At 64.3% G+C, this 16,172-nt stretch carries 13 protein-coding genes and 2 tRNA genes; 11 read left to right on the top strand and 4 right to left on the bottom strand.

Annotation, left to right across the window (positions count from 1 at the left end):
- The 11 genes from uvrB to ACW7G1_RS06515 all read left to right on the top strand — a co-directional run bounded on the left by uvrB (position 1) and on the right by ACW7G1_RS06515 (position 10,274).
- The gene (uvrB, locus tag ACW7G1_RS06465) at positions 1-2,106 is read left to right on the top strand and encodes an excinuclease ABC subunit UvrB (protein ID WP_456978953.1); all 2,106 of its coding nucleotides are present in this window, start codon (positions 1-3) and stop codon (positions 2,104-2,106) included.
- Positions 2,107-2,188: 82 nt separating this feature from the next.
- Positions 2,189-2,263, top strand: a tRNA-Val gene (locus ACW7G1_RS06470).
- A gap of 300 nt (positions 2,264-2,563) precedes the next feature.
- Positions 2,564-4,465 carry a threonine--tRNA ligase gene (gene thrS / locus ACW7G1_RS06475; protein ID WP_456978954.1) on the top strand — a complete coding sequence of 634 codons (1,902 nt, stop codon included), beginning with the start codon at positions 2,564-2,566 and terminating at the stop codon, positions 4,463-4,465.
- Between the two features lie 80 nt (positions 4,466-4,545).
- Positions 4,546-5,067, top strand: a complete 522-nt coding sequence (gene infC, locus ACW7G1_RS06480; RefSeq protein WP_456979858.1) for a translation initiation factor IF-3 — start codon at positions 4,546-4,548, stop codon at positions 5,065-5,067.
- Positions 5,068-5,261: 194 nt separating this feature from the next.
- Positions 5,262-5,459, top strand: coding sequence for a 50S ribosomal protein L35 (rpmI, locus tag ACW7G1_RS06485; RefSeq protein WP_456961046.1), 198 nt, complete (start codon positions 5,262-5,264; stop codon positions 5,457-5,459).
- A 13-nt stretch (positions 5,460-5,472) separates the two neighbouring features.
- Entirely contained in the window at positions 5,473-5,832 is a 360-nt protein-coding gene (gene rplT, locus ACW7G1_RS06490; RefSeq protein ID WP_456961047.1) for a 50S ribosomal protein L20, read from the top strand.
- 115 nt (positions 5,833-5,947) lie between these two features.
- Positions 5,948-6,985, top strand: coding sequence for a phenylalanine--tRNA ligase subunit alpha (gene pheS, locus ACW7G1_RS06495; RefSeq protein WP_456978955.1), 1,038 nt, complete (start codon positions 5,948-5,950; stop codon positions 6,983-6,985).
- 22 nt (positions 6,986-7,007) lie between these two features.
- Positions 7,008-9,398, top strand: a complete 2,391-nt coding sequence (pheT, locus tag ACW7G1_RS06500; protein ID WP_456978956.1) for a phenylalanine--tRNA ligase subunit beta — start codon at positions 7,008-7,010, stop codon at positions 9,396-9,398.
- Between the two features lie 74 nt (positions 9,399-9,472).
- Entirely contained in the window at positions 9,473-9,775 is a 303-nt protein-coding gene (locus ACW7G1_RS06505) for an integration host factor subunit alpha (RefSeq protein WP_456961050.1), read from the top strand.
- On the top strand, positions 9,768-10,124 hold the full coding sequence (locus ACW7G1_RS06510) for a MerR family transcriptional regulator (protein WP_456962930.1): 357 nt from the start codon (positions 9,768-9,770) through the stop codon (positions 10,122-10,124). The genes ACW7G1_RS06505 and ACW7G1_RS06510 overlap by 8 nt, the downstream gene beginning before the upstream one ends.
- A 73-nt stretch (positions 10,125-10,197) precedes the next feature.
- Positions 10,198-10,274 (top strand) — tRNA-Pro (locus ACW7G1_RS06515).
- Positions 10,275-10,349: 75 nt separating this feature from the next.
- On the opposite strand, the gene dxs is transcribed toward ACW7G1_RS06515, so the two are convergent.
- The 4 genes from dxs to ACW7G1_RS06535 form a co-directional block, all read right to left on the bottom strand.
- Positions 10,350-12,275 carry a 1-deoxy-D-xylulose-5-phosphate synthase gene (gene dxs / locus ACW7G1_RS06520; protein ID WP_456978957.1) on the bottom strand — a complete coding sequence of 642 codons (1,926 nt, stop codon included), beginning with the start codon at positions 12,273-12,275 and terminating at the stop codon, positions 10,350-10,352.
- Positions 12,276-12,362: 87 nt separating this feature from the next.
- A complete protein-coding gene (locus tag ACW7G1_RS06525) occupies positions 12,363-13,478 on the bottom strand; it encodes a hypothetical protein (RefSeq protein WP_456978958.1) in 1,116 nt (371 codons plus the stop codon).
- Positions 13,479-13,542: 64 nt separating this feature from the next.
- Complete coding sequence (locus ACW7G1_RS06530) at positions 13,543-14,241, bottom strand: HNH endonuclease (RefSeq protein ID WP_456978959.1); 699 nt, start codon at positions 14,239-14,241, stop codon at positions 13,543-13,545.
- Between the two features lie 75 nt (positions 14,242-14,316).
- Complete coding sequence (locus tag ACW7G1_RS06535; protein ID WP_456978960.1) at positions 14,317-16,107, bottom strand: acyl-CoA dehydrogenase C-terminal domain-containing protein; 1,791 nt, start codon at positions 16,105-16,107, stop codon at positions 14,317-14,319.
- Positions 16,108-16,172: the final 65 nt, after the last annotated feature.

Consider the following 16,172-nt stretch of genomic DNA (forward strand, 5'->3'; position numbering starts at 1 on the left):
ATGAACGACGAAACCCACATGGCGACACCCCCGACGCAATCCGGCCGGAAAGCGCCACAGCCCGGCGACCGGTTCCCGGGTTCGCGCCAGCGCGAAGGCACCTTCGAGCTGGTCTCGCCGTACTCCCCGGCGGGCGACCAGCCGCAGGCGATCGAGAAGCTGGTGGCCGGTTTCGAGGCCGGCCTGGCACACCAGACGTTGCTGGGCGTGACCGGCTCGGGCAAGACCTACACCATTGCCAACGTGATCCAGCAGGTGCAGAGACCGACCCTGGTGATGGCGCCCAACAAGACGCTGGCGGCGCAGTTGTACGGGGAGTTCAAGTCGTTCTTTCCCAACAACGCGGTCGAGTACTTCGTCAGCTACTACGACTACTACCAGCCCGAGGCTTACGTGGCGTCGTCGGACACGTTCATCGAGAAGGACAGCTCGGTCAACGAGCACATCGAGCAGATGCGGTTGTCGGCGACCAAGGCGCTGCTGGAGCGGCGCGACGCGATCATCGTGTGCACGGTGTCGGCGATCTACGGGCTGGGCGACCCGAACGAATATTTCCGGATGGTGCTGCACATGGTGCGGGGCGAGCGCATCGACCAGCGCGAGCTGATCCGCCGCCTGACCGAGATGCAGTACGTGCGCAACGACACCGAGCTGCGGCGCGGCACCTACCGGGTGCGCGGCGAGGTGATCGACGTGCACCCGGCGGAGTCGGAGATGGAGGCGGTCCGGATCGAGCTGTTCGACGGCGAGATCGAAGCGGTCACCGCGTTCGATCCGCTGACCGGCGAGACCCTGCGCAAGCTGCCGCGCTACACGATCTACCCGAAGTCGCACTACGTGACCACGCGCCGCAGCGTGCTGGATGCGGTCAAGGCGATCAAGGAGGAGCTCAAGGTCCGCCTGGAGCACCTGTATGAGCAGAACAAGCTGGTCGAGGCGCAGCGGCTCGCACAGCGCACCCAGTTCGATCTGGAGATGCTGGCCGAGGTCGGTTTCTGCAACGGTGTGGAGAACTACTCGCGCCACCTGACCGGCCACATGCCCGGCGAGCCGCCGCCGTGCCTGTTCGACTACCTGCCGCCGGATGCGCTGCTGGTGCTGGACGAGTCGCACGTGACCGTCCCGCAGATCGGCGCGATGTACAAGGGCGACCGCTCGCGCAAGGAGACGCTGGTCGAGTTCGGGTTCCGGCTGCCGTCCGCGCTGGACAACCGGCCGCTGAAGTTCGAGGAGTGGGAAGGGCGCTCGCCGCGCTCGATCTTCGTCTCCGCGACCCCGCGCGATTACGAATTGGAGAAGTCCGAAGGGCAGGTGGTCGAACTGGTTGTGCGGCCGACCGGCCTGATCGACCCGCAGGTCGAGATCCGTCCGGTCGCGACCCAGGTCGACGACGTCATGGGCGAGATCACCAAGCGCGTGGCCATGGGCGACCGGGTGCTGATCACCACCCTGACCAAGCGCATGTCCGAGAACCTCACCGAATACCTCGCCGAGCACGGCGTCCGGGTGCGCTACCTGCACTCGGACATCGACACGGTGGAACGGGTGGAGATCATCCGCGACCTGCGACTGGGCAAGTTCGACGTGCTGGTCGGCATCAACCTGTTGCGCGAGGGCCTGGACATGCCGGAGGTGTCGCTGGTGGCGATCCTGGATGCGGACAAGGAGGGCTTCCTGCGCTCGGCCGGCTCATTGATCCAGACCATCGGCCGCGCCGCCCGCAACGTCCGCGGCAAGGCGATCCTGTACGCGGACAAGATGACCAAATCGATGCAGAAGGCAATCGATGAGACCGACCGCCGCCGGGCCAAGCAGGTCGAGTACAACACCGAGCACGGGATCACGCCGACCTCGATCAACCGGGCGGTGATGGACATCATGGAAGGCGCCCGGGTCGATCCGGACGCGCTCAAGGGCCGCAACAAGGCGCGCCAGGTGGCCGAGGAAATGGCGGAATACGCCGCGCTCAGCCCCGGCCAGTTGGCGGCAAGCATCAAGAAGCTGGAGCAACAGATGTACCAGCACGCCCGCGACCTGGAGTTCGAGCAGGCAGGCGCAGTGCGCGATCGCCTGCGACTGATGAAGGAGCAGGGGTTTGGGGCGTGAGATCCTCACGACCCTATTGCCGTCACCTCCGCACCGGGCTAAACTGCGCGCCCTCTCGTCGACTTCACGCAAGTTGACGAACGGGCGGTTAGCTCAGTGGTAGAGCATTACCTTGACATGGTAGGGGTCGGGGGTTCGAAACCCTCACCGCCCACCACATTGGTGGTTCAAGAACGGTCAGCGCCTCGGCTCTGGCCGTTTTTTTATCGCCCGCCGTCCTGCCGTTGACTTGCGGCGGCTTGTCCCCAACTATTGCAATAGCGGTCGGCTATCCAGCCGGCTCCGTTTCGAGGGTGGCCCGCGCCAACGCGCCGGCCGAGCGTGTGACATGAGCACTACCAGCGCACATTGTTGATTCCGCCCGAAGCTTCCGCACCGCGCAGGCGCCTTCGGGGCGTCTTTTTTATTTGTGCCGAGCTTTTCGGCCGTCCTTCTTGCAAGAGCCCCACAGATACCCATGATTGCAGTCACGCTTCCTGACGGCTCGCGCCGTGAATTCGACAGCCCGGTTTCCGTCGCCGATGTCGCCCTCTCGATCGGCCCCGGCCTGGCCAAGGCCGCGCTGGCCGGCAAGGTCGATGGCGAGCTGGTTGACACCAGTTACCGTATGGACCGCGACGCATCGCTTGAGATCGTCACCGACAAGCACCCCGATGGGCTGGAAGTGCTGCGCCACTCGACGGCCCACCTGTTGGCCCAGGCCGTGCAGCGCCTGTTCCCGGGCGCGCAGGTCACCATCGGCCCGGTGATCGACAACGGCTTCTATTACGACTTCGCCTACGAGCGCCCGTTTACCCCCGAGGACCTGCCGGCGATCGAGGCGGAGATGCTCAAGATCGTGAAGGAGGCGCAGCCAGTCAGTCGCAGCGTCAAGTCGCGCGACGAGGCGGTCGCCTTCTTCAATGGCATCGGCGAGCACTACAAGGCCGAGATCATCGAGTCGATCCCGGCTGACGAGGCTCTCTCGCTCTACAGCCAGGGCGAGTTCACCGACCTGTGTCGTGGCCCGCACGTGCCCAGCACCGGCAAGCTGCGCGCATTCAAGCTGATGAAGGTCGCCGGTGCCTATTGGCGCGGCGACCACAACAACCAGATGCTCAGCCGCATCTACGGGACCAGTTGGCTCAACGACAAGGACCTGAAGGCCTGGCTGCTGCAATTGGAAGAGGCCGAGAAGCGCGACCACCGCAAGATCGCCAAGCAGCAGGACCTGTTCCACCTGCAGGAAGAGGCGCCCGGCCTGGTCTTCTGGCATCCCAAGGGCTGGTCGATCTGGCAGGTGGTGGAGCAGTACATGCGCGGCGTCTATCGCCAAAGCGGTTACGCCGAGGTGCGTTGCCCGCAGATCCTGGACGTGGAGCTGTGGAAGAAATCCGGCCACTGGGACAACTACCAGGAGAACATGTTCTTCACCGAGTCGGAGAAGCGCACCTACGCGCTGAAACCGATGAATTGCCCCGGCCATGTGCAGGTGTTCAATCACGGCCTGCACAGTTATCGCGACCTGCCGATCCGCTACGGCGAGTTTGGCGCCTGCCACCGCAACGAGCCGTCGGGTGCGTTGCACGGCATCCTGCGCGTGCGCGGTTTCACCCAGGATGACGGCCACGTCTTCTGCACCGAGGCGCAGATCGAGTCCGAGGTCACCGCCTTCCACGCCCAGGCGATGGCGGTCTATGCGGACTTCGGCTTCCGCGACGTGCAGGTCAAGTTGGCGCTGCGTCCCGAGCCGCGGATGGGCGACGACGCGACCTGGGACAAGGCCGAGGATGCCTTGCGCAGCGCCTTGCGCGCGGCCGGTGTGGAGTGGGAGGAGCTGCCCGGCGAGGGCGCCTTCTACGGCCCAAAGATCGAGTATCACCTGCGCGACGCGATCGGCCGGACCTGGCAACTGGGCACCATGCAGGTTGACTTCATGATGCCGGCCCGACTGGGCGCCGAGTACATCGACGAGTCCAGCCAGCGCCAACACCCGGTCATGCTGCACCGTGCGATCGTTGGCTCGATGGAGCGCTTCATCGGTATCCTGATCGAGCACCACGAGGGCCGTTTCCCGGCCTGGTTGGCGCCGGTGCAGGCGGTGGTGATGAACATCACCGATGCCCAAGCCGATTACGTCGCTGAAGCGCTCAAAGCCCTTGCGGATCAAGGGTTCCGGGTGGCCAGCGATTTGCGCAACGAAAAGATCGGCTATAAGATCCGCGAGCACACGCTGCAGCGCGTGCCATACCTGCTGGTGGTCGGTGACCGCGAGAAGGAAAATGGCCAGGTCGCGGTGCGCGCACGCGGAGGGGAGGATCTGGGGTCGATGACCGTCGCCGAATTCGCCCAGCGTTTACGCAGTGAAGACATCCGCTGAGGCAACGTAGTTCATAATGGCCCATTCGCACGTGCACAGATGCACGCGCGGCTGGCTCGACCCATACCGGAGATTGCAACATCAGTACCCCCGACAAGCGGAACCGCAAGAATCAGGAGATCCGCGTACCCAAGGTGCGTGTGATTGGCAGCGATGGCGAGATGGTCGGCGTGCTTTCGCGCGACGAAGCGCTCGAGCTTGCGCAGGAAGAGGGCCTCGACCTGGTCGAGATCCAGCCTCACGGCGATCCGCCGGTCTGCCGCATCATGGATTTCGGCAAGTTCATCTTCGACCTTCAGAAGAAGGCCAACGCCGCCAAGAAGAAGCAGAAACAGGTCGAGATCAAGGAAATCAAGTTCCGCCCGGTTACCGATGAAGGCGACTACCAGATCAAGCTGCGCAACATGCGCCGTTTCCTGGAAGAGGGCGACAAGATCAAGGTCAACATCCGCTTCCGTGGCCGCGAAATGCGCCATCAGGAGCTGGGCCGCCAGATGGCGGGCCGGATCGAGCTGGACCTTGGCGAGGACGTTGTCGTTGAATCGCGTCCGCGCCTGGAAGGCCGGCAGATGGTGATGATGATCGCGCCCAAGAAGAAGTAGCATCACGCATTGCAACCATGAAACCCAGCCGGCATAATGGTCGGCCGGGTGAACCGGTGTTGTTTGCAGTTGTTGTCAGGACCTGTTGTTGATTCGCTTGCGGATCAATAGCTTACGAGCCGGCACGGGCAGGACGGAAAGTGTGGCCATGCCACCGCCCAGGTCAGTTACAGAAACCCGAAAGGACATTCGCAATGCCCAAGATGAAGACTCACCGTGGAGCGGCCAAGCGTTTTCGCAAGATCGCTTCCGGCAAGTTCAAGTGCGGCCACGCCAACCGTAGCCACATCCTCACCAAAAAGACGACCAAGCGGAAGCGCAACCTGAGGCAGGCGAACCACGTTCGCGCCGAAGATGCCGGCCGTATTGCCCGCATGCTGCCGTACGCCTGAGGAGGACTGAGAAATGGCACGAGTCAAACGTGGTGTACAGGCGCGTAGGCGTCACAAGAAAATCCTGAAGCAGGCCAAGGGCTACTATCACGCCCGCCGCAAGGTCTATCGCGTCGCCTATCAGGCGGTCACGAAGGCCCTGCAGTACGCCTACATCGGCCGCAAGCAGAAGAAGCGCAATTTCCGCTCGCTGTGGATCGCCCGCATCAATGCGGCATCCCGCGCCAATGGCATCAGCTACAGCCGCTTCATGAATGGCCTGCTGAAGGCCGGCATTACCCTTGACCGCAAGGTGCTGGCAGATATCGCCGTGCACGACGCGGCAGGCTTTGCCGCGCTGACCGAGAAAGCCAAGGGCGCACTCGCAGCGTAAGGTGTCGCGTCGCTCGCGTGCGGGAGTTGATCCCGCGACGCAGTGAGCCGACAACGCAATACACGCATGGGGAAGGGCGCAAGTCCTTCCCCATGTTTGGTTCTGGGGATTGCAGATGAGCGGCATCGAACAATTGACCGAACAGGCACTGGCCGATATTGCCGCCGCCGATTCGCCCGAGCTGATCGAGGCATTGCGGGTGGCCTTGCTCGGCAAATCCGGCAGCATCACTGCCCAGCTCAAGCAACTGGGCAGCCTGCCAGGCGACCAGCGCAAGGCGGCCGGCGAGAAGATCAACAAGGCGCGCGATATGCTGTCCACCGCGCTGGCGGCGCGCAAGGTGACGCTGGCCGCCGCAGTGCTGGATGCACGCCTGGCGGCGGAAACGGTGGACGTTACCCTGCCTGGTATCGATGCCGCCTGTGGTGGGCTGCACCCGGTCAGCCGCACCCTGGAGCGCATGACGGACATCTTCGGGCGCCTCGGTTTCGAGTTGTCCGACGGTCCGGAGATCGAGGACGACTGGCACAACTTCGAGGCGCTGAACTTCCCGCCGCACCATCCGGCGCGGGCCATGCACGACACCTTTTACATGTCCGGGGACGATGCCGCTGAGGCCGGCGGCAACAGGCACTTGCTGCGCACCCATACCTCGGGCGTGCAGGTGCGCTACATGATGGACCTGCTTGCCAAGGGCGGTAGGCCACCGTTGCGGATGATCGCCGCCGGCAAGGTCTACCGCAGTGACAGTGACCAGACCCATACCCCGATGTTCCATCAGGTCGAAGGGCTGTTGATCGACGAGGTTGCCAGTTTCGCCGACCTCAAGGGCACCCTGGCCGAGTTCGTGCGTGCGTTTTTCGAGCGCGATTTCGAGATGCGCTTCCGGCCCAGCTACTTTCCATTCACCGAGCCGTCCGCCGAGGTCGACATCGCCTGGCAGCAGCCCGACGGCAGCACCCGCTGGCTGGAAGTGCTCGGTTGCGGGATGGTCCATCCAAGCGTGCTGCGCAATGTCGGTATCGACCCGGAGAAGTACACCGGGTTCGCGTTCGGGATGGGCGTGGAGCGTCTCGCCATGCTGCGATACGGCGTTGACGACCTGCGCAGCTTCTTCGACAACGACGTGCGCTTCTTGAGGCAGTTCGCGTGACCATCCCGCGTAGTGGACAGCGATGAAATTCTCCGAAAACTGGCTGCGCCAGCACGTACCAACCGAAGCCAGCCACGATGAGCTGGTCGCAACCCTGACAGCGATTGGCCTGGAGGTCGAAGAGGTCACCGAGCTGGGGCAATCGCTCGATGACGTGGTGGTCGCGCAGATACTCAGCGCCGACAAGCACCCGCAGGCGGACCGTTTGCAGGTCTGTCAGGTCGACGTCGGCAATGGCGAGATCGTGCAGATCGTTTGTGGCGCGCCCAACGCGCGCGCTGGCCTCAAGGCACCGCTGGCCAAGGTGGGTGCCGTGTTGCCGGACGGGATGAAGATCGAGCCGGCCAAGCTGCGTGGGGTGGAGTCATTTGGCATGTTGTGCTCGGCCAAGGAGCTGGGGACCGATGGCGATGCGTCCGGCCTGCTGGAACTGCCGGCCGATGCCGTGACAGGGTCACCGATGACCGGGTTGCTCGGCCTGCCCGACGCCAGTATCGAGATCAAGCTGACTCCGAACCGGGCGGATTGCTTCAGTGTGCGCGGGATCGCGTTTGACGTTGCCGCGGCACTGGACGGGGAGGTTGCCGCATTCGATATCCAACCGGTGCCCGCTACCGTCGAGACGAAGCTTGCGATCCAGCTCAGTGCCGGCGCCGCTGCACCGCGTTACTGCGGTCGGGTGATCGAAGGCATCGATGGCACCGTCCCGACCCCGCTCTGGATTGCCGAGCGCTTGCGCCGCAGTGGCGTGCGCCCGGTGTCGCTGCTGGTCGACGTGACCCAGTACGTGATGCTGGAACTGGGCCAGCCAATGCATGCCTTCGACCTGGACCTGCTGGCCGGGCCGATCGGTGTGCGCTGGGCGCAAGCCGGGGAAAGCCTGAAGTTGCTGGATGGCAGGACGGTCCAGCTCGATGAGCAGTTCCTGGCCACTACCGACGCCGACAAGCCGGTTGCGCTGGCCGGTGTGATGGGTGGCTTCGATACGCGGGTCACCGACGCCAGCCGCAACGTATTCCTCGAGTCTGCCCATTTCGCCCCCAGCGCGATCATCGGCCGTAGCCGCAAAATCGGTATGCACACCGACGCCGCGCACCGTTACGAGCGCGGCGTGGATCCGGAGCTGCCGCGTGCGGCGATCGAGTATGCAACCCGGTTGATCCTTGATGCTGCCGGTGGCATGCCCGGTCCGGTGGTGGAAGAAGCGTTGCCGGAACACCTGCCACAACCACAGCCGATCAATCTGCGTCGCGCCCGGCTTGCCCGCGTGTTGGGGCTGGACGTGCCCGATGCCAAGGTCGAGCAGATCCTGAAAGCGTTGGGCCTGGCCGTCGAGGTAAGTGACGAGGGCTGGCAGATCACCGCACCGGGTCGGCGGTTCGACATCGCGATCGAAGAAGACCTGATCGAGGAAGTAGCACGGATCCACGGCTACGACTCGATCCCCACGACCCTGCCGTCCGGCGCCTTGCGGCTGGCCGCGCCCAGCGAGGCGACGGTGGACGAGGGCAGCATCCGTCGGCAACTGGTTGGGCGCGATTACCTGGAGGCCATCAACTACGCCTTCGTCGACGCCGGGCTGTTGCAGTCCTGGGGTTTGGGCGATGGCGCGGTGTCGCTGGCCAATCCGCTCAGCGCCGAGCTCGCGGTGATGCGCACCTCGTTGCTGCCAGGACTGGTCGCCGCGCTGGGCCGCAATGTCGCACGCCAGCAGTCCCGTGTGCGCCTGTTCGAGCTGGGCAATGTATTCACCGTGGCCAGCGGACAAGCGCCGCATCAGCGCCTGCGAGTGGCGGGCGCGGTCTGCGGCAATGTCTCCATCGAGCAATGGGCCGTGGCCGAGCGCGAGGTGGGTTTTCACGACCTGAAGGGCGACCTGGAGAGTCTGGCCGCGTTGTCGGGGGCCCGCTTGGAGTACCGGGCGTCGCAGCCGGGCTGGGCACACCCGGGCCGCTGCGCCGACGTCTTCCGCATTGACGACAAAGGCAGCGCGATCGCACTGGGTTGGATCGGCCAATTGCATCCGCGCCTGCAACAGGCGATGGAAATCGATCGCGACGTGGTGGCGTTCGAGCTCGACCTGGCGCCGCTGACCGCGCGCGCGCTGCCACGTGCAGCGGCCTTGTCCAGGTACCCGTCAGTGCGCCGTGACCTGGCCTTCGTGGTGCCCGATGATGTTTCCTGGGCGATGGTTTCCGCCAGCGTCCGTGGCGCTGCGGGTCCCGTGCTGCGTGAGCTGGTGTTGTTTGATCAGTACCAGGGCAAGGGTGTTGAATCAGGGTGCAAGAGTCTCGCTATGGGCTTGATTTTGCAGGAAGAATCCCGCACGCTGACTGAGCCCGACGTGGATGCGGTGGTTACTGCGGTCACTGCGGCGTTGCAGTCGGAGCACGGCGCCACGCTACGCAGTTGATGGTCGCGGCAAGTTGGCCGCGATGGTGCAAAACGGCAATCGTGCGGCGATAGGCTATCGGAAGGAAATGGATCATGGCGTTGACCAAGGCTGAAATGGCCGAACGACTGTTTGACGAGGTCGGTCTCAACAAGCGCGAGGCCAAGGAGTTCGTCGATGCGTTCTTCGACTCCCTGCGCGAAGCCTTGCAGTCCGGGCGGCAGGTCAAGTTGTCGGGATTTGGCAACTTCGACTTGCGGCGCAAGAGCCAGCGGCCGGGCCGCAACCCGAAGACCGGTGAGGAGATCCCGATCTCGGCCCGGACCGTGGTCACATTCCGGCCAGGCCAGAAGCTGAAGGAACGTGTCGAATCGTACGCAGGGGCCGCACGTGCTTGATCCGGGCAGCAACCGCGAGCTTCCGCCGATTCCGGCCAAACGCTACTTCACCATCGGTGAAGTCAGCGAGTTGTGCGACGTGAAGCCCCATGTACTGCGTTATTGGGAAACCGAGTTCCCGTCGCTCAAGCCGGTCAAGCGTCGTGGCAACCGTCGTTACTACCAACGCCATGAAGTGCTGATGGTCCGCCAGATCCGCGGCTTGCTGTACGAGCAGGGCTACACCATCGGCGGGGCGCGGTTGCGGCTGGAGGGCGACGACGCCAAGGACGAGTCGGCGCTGAGTTCGCAGATCGTCCGCCAGGTGCGTATGGAGTTGGAAGAAGTGCTGCAGTTGCTGCGGCGATAAGCCACGATAGTGGTTCGGATTCCACGGTAATCGGCTATACTCACCGCCCGCCCCACGGCGGACCGCAAGACTTCGGGGCGTAGCGCAGCCTGGTAGCGCACTTGTCTGGGGGACAAGTGGTCGTCGGTTCAAATCCGGCCGCCCCGACCAATTCGTTTGATTCCAGCGACGCCCGGCATTGCCGGGCGTTTGCTTTTCAGGCGGCCTTGGTCAGGCGATCCCTGGTCAGGCGGTCCTGGCCGCCCCGCCGGACGACGTGACAGCCAATGCCGGCCAGCGCGCCAGTACGGCCACGCGGATGCCGTCCGCATCCAGTCCGGCTTCGCTCAGCAACTCCTCGCGGCTGGCGTGGTGCTGGAAAGCGTCCGGCAAGCCCAGATGCAGGATCGGAAGGGTGATGCCCTCAGCCGCCAGCAGCTCGGCCACGCCGCTGCCGGCGCCACCGGCGACGACGTTGTCTTCCAGGGTGACAAAGCCTTCGTGGGTCTCCGCCAGTTCCAGCAGCAATTGGCGATCCAATGGTTTGACGAAGCGCATGTTGACCACGCTCAGTCCCAATTCGCTGCCCACCTGTTCGGCAACCTGGACCAGTGCGCCGAAGGCCAGTAGTGCGATGCTGGAGCCCTCGCGGCGCAAGTGCGCCTTGCCGATCGGCAGGGTGTCGAGGCTTGCCTGGACCTCCACGCCCGGGCCGACGCCGCGCGGATAGCGCACTGACGCCGGGCCCTTGAAGCGGAAGCCGGTGGAAAGCATCTGCCGGCACTCGTTTTCGTCCGCTGGCGCCATCACCACCATGTTGGGCACGCAGCGCAGGTAGCTCAGGTCAAGGTTGCCCGCATGGGTGGCGCCATCGGGGCCGACCACGCCGCCGCGATCAATCGCAAACAGCACGTCCAGCTCCTGCAGCGCCACATCGTGTACCAATTGGTCATAGCCGCGCTGGAGGAACGTCGAATAGATCGCAACCACCGGCTTGGCGCCTTCGCAGGCCATGCCCGCCGCCAGGGTGACCGCGTGCTGCTCGGCGATGGCGACATCGAAGTAGCGTTGCGGGTACTGCTTGCTGAAGCGCACCAGACCGGAGCCTTCCCGCATCGCCGGCGTGATGCCCAGCAATGCCTGGTCGGCGGCGGCCATGTCGCAGATCCAGTCGCCAAACACGTCGGTATAGGTCGGCTTCTTCGCCCCGGTCTTGCTGATCATGCCCAGGTCCGGATCAAACGGGCTGACCGCGTGGTAGCCGATCTGGTCGCCCTCGGCGGGCTCGTAGCCCTTGCCCTTGGTGGTGATGATGTGTAGCAGCTGCGGGCCCTTCATGCCTTGCAGGGTTTTCAGCGTGGCGACCAGTGCTTCCATGTCATGGCCATCGATGGGACCGGTGTAATGGAAGCCGACCTCCTCGAAAAACGTGGACGGCACGAACATGCCTTTCCAGTGCTCTTCCCAACGGCGGATGAAGCGTGCCGGGGGGCGGTTCTTGTCGCCCAGCAACTTCTTGCCGCCTTCGCGCAGGGCGTTGAGGGTGCGGCTGCCGGTCAGGCGTCCGAGCATCCGGGTCACGCCGCCGACGTTCTCGGAGATCGACATCTGGTTGTCGTTGAGGATCACCAGCACGTTGGGTTCAACGCCGCCGGGGTCGTTGCCCATGCCGCCGGCGTGCGTCAGCGCCTCGAATGCCATGCCGGCAGTCATCGCGCCGTCACCGATCACCGCAACCACCTTGCGCTCGTCGCCGACGTGCTGCAACGCGATTGCCATGCCGATTGCGGCGGAAATGCTGGTCGAGCTGTGGCCGACGCCGAACGTGTCGTATTCGGACTCGTCGCGCTTGGGGAAGGGCGCCACGCCGTCCTTGTGCTTGACGGTGTGGATCTGGTCCCGGCGACCGGTGAGGATCTTGTGCGGGTAGGTCTGGTGGCCAACGTCCCAGACCAGTCGGTCGGTGGGAGTGTCGTATAGCCAATGCAATGCGACCGTCAATTCGATCACGCCCAGACCCGCGCCGAAATGACCGCCCGATTGAGCGACCTGCTCGATCAGGTACGCACGGAGCTCTCCGGCGATGGCAGACAGTTCCTCGGCGGGGAACTGGCGCAGGTCGGCGGGGGTCTGGATACGTGACAGACGCGGGTAGCGTTGCGAATCAATCATCAATACGGAGTCGGACGGTAGTACGCCATTGTCCCGCTCGCGTTGGAACGGAGCAAGGTGGGACCTGACTGGCAGCGGTAGTGGCCCTCAGCGTCCGCGCAGGCGTCCGAACAGGCCGCCGGATTTTTGCGGCTCCGGTGCCGGCTCGGGCAAGCGCTCGATATCGGCGAAACCGGTGGCGAGGCTGGCGTTGACGAAGTCGGTCACCTCCGCGATGGAAACCCCGCTTGCCTCGGCGATGTCAGGCAACGTCGTCGGGCCTTTCATCATGGTGGTCGCAATCCGGAAATGCTTGGGGTATTCGCGCTCGGTTTGCGGCCATTTCAACAGCTGGTAACGCGCTTTGGGGTCGAATCCCGGCGTCAGGCGGCCTTGGCTCGACAGCAGTCCTGCGTACCAGACCAGTCGCGTCAACGGCTGCGATGCGCCAATCCTGGCTATCTCGCTGTCCCAATCAGGGACGGAGACGAAATCGTCGGCATCGGCCTGGCTGGTTACATGAGCGGCCAATGGCTTCAGGCTGCTGGGGCCAAAGTATTGGTTGCGGGCGGTATCGACCAGCAACGCCAGACCGTCACGCTCGAATTTGACCTGGCTGGCAAGACGCCCGGAAGCAAGCCACTCGGCGAATGTAGACGGTTCCGAATCGGCTGGAGCGTCCGGCCCGGTCTTTGGCTCGTCGTCGGGCAACGCCGGTGCGACATCGGCGGCTACAGCCAGGCCGGGCGGCTCGACGGGATCGAGCGTCTCCGACGCCACCGGCGATGGGCCTGCGGCGGCAGGTACCTCGTCAAGCGATGGCGTTTTGGCTGTCTTGTCTACTGGCGGTGCAGCCGGTGGCAAATCGGTCGCGGGCGACTTTTCCGTAGTCGTGCTTGTGGGTGCGACGGCGGCGGCCGGCTGTGGCGCGATCTGTGAGAGCAGGGAAAACAGCGAGCCCGCATCAAACGGCTGGGCCAGCAGCAGATCGGCCTGGGTGCGCGGCGCCGACGTCAGTCCGATCACGGTCTTGCCCGACGCATGCAGTCGCAACCAGCTCATTGGCCCGTACATGCTGTCCATATCGACGACGACGTACTCGGCCGCGGCGGCGGGCATCAACTGCCATGCGGAGCCCAAGCGCCCATTGGCATCCGTGAAAGCGGCCTTTAACGAAGTTTCGGTCGCCGGATCCATGCCGGTCAGGCCAAGGGTAAGGGCCATTATCGAATCCAATTTTTCAATCCGCCAGTGTTGCGGAACCGTTTGCAGGCGTCAAACATTGTGCTCAGGAAAACGAGCGGACATGTTTCCTGGGCAACTGGCTTTTCAGGAACGCCATCTGGTCGGCCAGGATGTTGCGGTTGGACAGGATCAGGTGTTCGATCCAGCTGGGCCGGTAGGGTACGGCGAGCAATGGCATGTGGGCTTGCTGCGGGGTGCGGTTTCCCTTGCGCGAGTTGCAGTGGAAACAGGCGGAGACCACGTTCTCCCAGATATCGCGGCCGCCGCGGGATACCGGCATGACATGGTCACGCGTCAGCTGCGGGCGATGGAACTCGTCGCCGCAGTACAGGCACAGGTGAGCGTCACGGGCGAACAGGGCCGGGTTGGTCAGGGACGGGGTGGGGTTGATCGCGCGGGAGCGGGCATGCCCGCGTGCCGCCACGATCGGGTGCAGCTCCAGCAGGCTGTGCTGGCCACTGAGCCGGTTGAAGCCACCGTGGACTTCCAGACACGGGTCCCCGAGCGTCCATGCCACCGCATCGCGGGCATACAGGCATGCGGCCTGCTGCCAGTTTATCCAGCTGAGTGCCTGACCGTAGGCATCCAGCGACAGCAGCCGCACCGCGTTGAGATGCTCCAGTGCGTGGCGCGAGTCGAGCGTGGACGAGCCAAACGGGGGATCACCCGGGTCCGGCCGGTTGCTGTATCCGGCGTGGATTCCAGAGCGGACCAGCGATAACGGTGCTGTGTCGATCTCCATTGGAAACCGAGCATATACCTGATTTGTGGCGATTTGGATCGGGCCTGCGCGCGCTTGCGACGGGTTGCGCCGTCCTCAGGCGTCGAACTGTCCTGCGTTCAGCGCCATCAGCGAATTGCTGCCACTGTCGATCGCCGCTGCGTGGGCCAGCGTACGCGGCAGGATCCGCGCGAAATAGAACCGGGCGGTCTCGCGTTTTCCGGCCTTGAATCCCTCCGGCTGCGTTGACCCTTCGCTGGCGGCAACACTGCGCGCCCACCAGTAGGCGAGGGCGACATAGCCCGAGTACATCAGGTAGTCGTAGGCGGCCGCACCGATCTCGTCCGGGTCGGTGGCCGCACGCTTGCCGATCTGCATCGTCAGCCGCTGCCACTCGTCGGCCTGGGCGCGCAGCGGTGCGATGAACTCGGCGACCGCGGCGTTGTCCGCGTTGTCGCTGCAGAACTGCTCGATCATGCCCAGCATTACCTTCAACCCGGCACCTTGCAGCTGCAGGATCTTTCGGCCGACCAGGTCCAGCGCCTGGATCCCGGTGGTGCCTTCATATAGCGTGGTGATCCGCGCGTCGCGGGCCAGTTGCTCCACGCCGTTCTCGGCGATATAGCCATGGCCGCCGTAGCACTGCACCGCGTGATAAGTACATTCCACGCCCCATTCGGTCAGGCAGGCCTTCACGATCGGGGTCATGAAACCCACCAGCGCATCGGCCTGCTCGCGCTCGGTCGGGTCGGTGGCGTTCTGGGCGATATCGATCTGCAGCCCGGCGTGATAACTCATGGCCCGGCCCCCTTCCACCAGTGCCTTGCAAGTCAACAACATGCGGCGCACATCGGGATGCACGATGATCGGGTCGGCAGGTTTGTCGGGAAATTTCGGGCCCGACAGCGAGCGCATCTGCAACCGCTCACGCGAGTAGGCCAACGCGTTCTGGAATGCACGATCCGACAGGCCCAGCCCCTGCAGTCCCACCGCCAGGCGCGCGGCATTCATCATGGTGAACATTCCGACCATGCCCTTGTGCGGCTTGCCGACCAGATAGCCCTGCGCGCCGTCGAAATTCATCACGCACGTCGCCGAACCGTGGATGCCCATCTTGTGCTCGATGCTGCCGCAACGCACCGCGTTGGCGTCTCCTGTACTGCCATCGCGCGCAATGCGGATCTTGGGGACCACGAACAGCGAGATGCCCTTGCTGCCGGCGGGCGCATCCGGCAGCCGCGCCAGCACCAGGTGGATGATGTTTTCGGTCAGGTCGTGATCGCCGGCGGTGATGAAGATCTTGGTCCCGGTGATCGAGTAGCTGCCATCGTCGTTCGGTTCGGCACGGGTCTTCAGCAGGCCGAGATCGGTGCCGCAATGCGGCTCGGTCAGGCACATGGTGCCGGTCCAGCGGCCTTCGACCAAGGGCTTGAGGAATACCTCGCGCTGCCAGTCCTCGCCGTGGTGCAGCAGTGCCTCGGTGGCGCCGTGGGAGAGCAATGGAAAGTTTCCCCAGGCCAGGTTGGCGGCATCGATCATTTCCTTCTGCGCGAAGCCAGCCAGGTGCGGCAGGCCCTGGCCGCCGAACTCGACCGATGACACCAGTCCGGTCCAGCCGCCCTCCACGTATTGCTGGTAGGCCTGCCGGAAGCCGGTCGGCGTGGTGACGGCACCGGTCGCCTTGTCGAACGTGCAGCCTTCGCGGTCGCCGACTTCGTTGAGCGGTGCGAGCACGTTCTCGGCAAACTTCGCGCTCTCCTCCAGGACCGCGTCGAGCAGGTCGCGACTGACATCGGTGAAGCCCAGCCGCTGGAACTCGGCCTCGCTGTCGAGCACATCGAACAGGACGAACTGCATGTCACGAAGGGGAACTTTGTACTGGCTCATCGAGGACCTCGGTTGGGCGAAGGCTTGGATGGATCGGGAGCTTGGATGGACCGCAAATTACGGGA

Source organism: Lysobacter sp. A378, assembly GCF_054052125.1.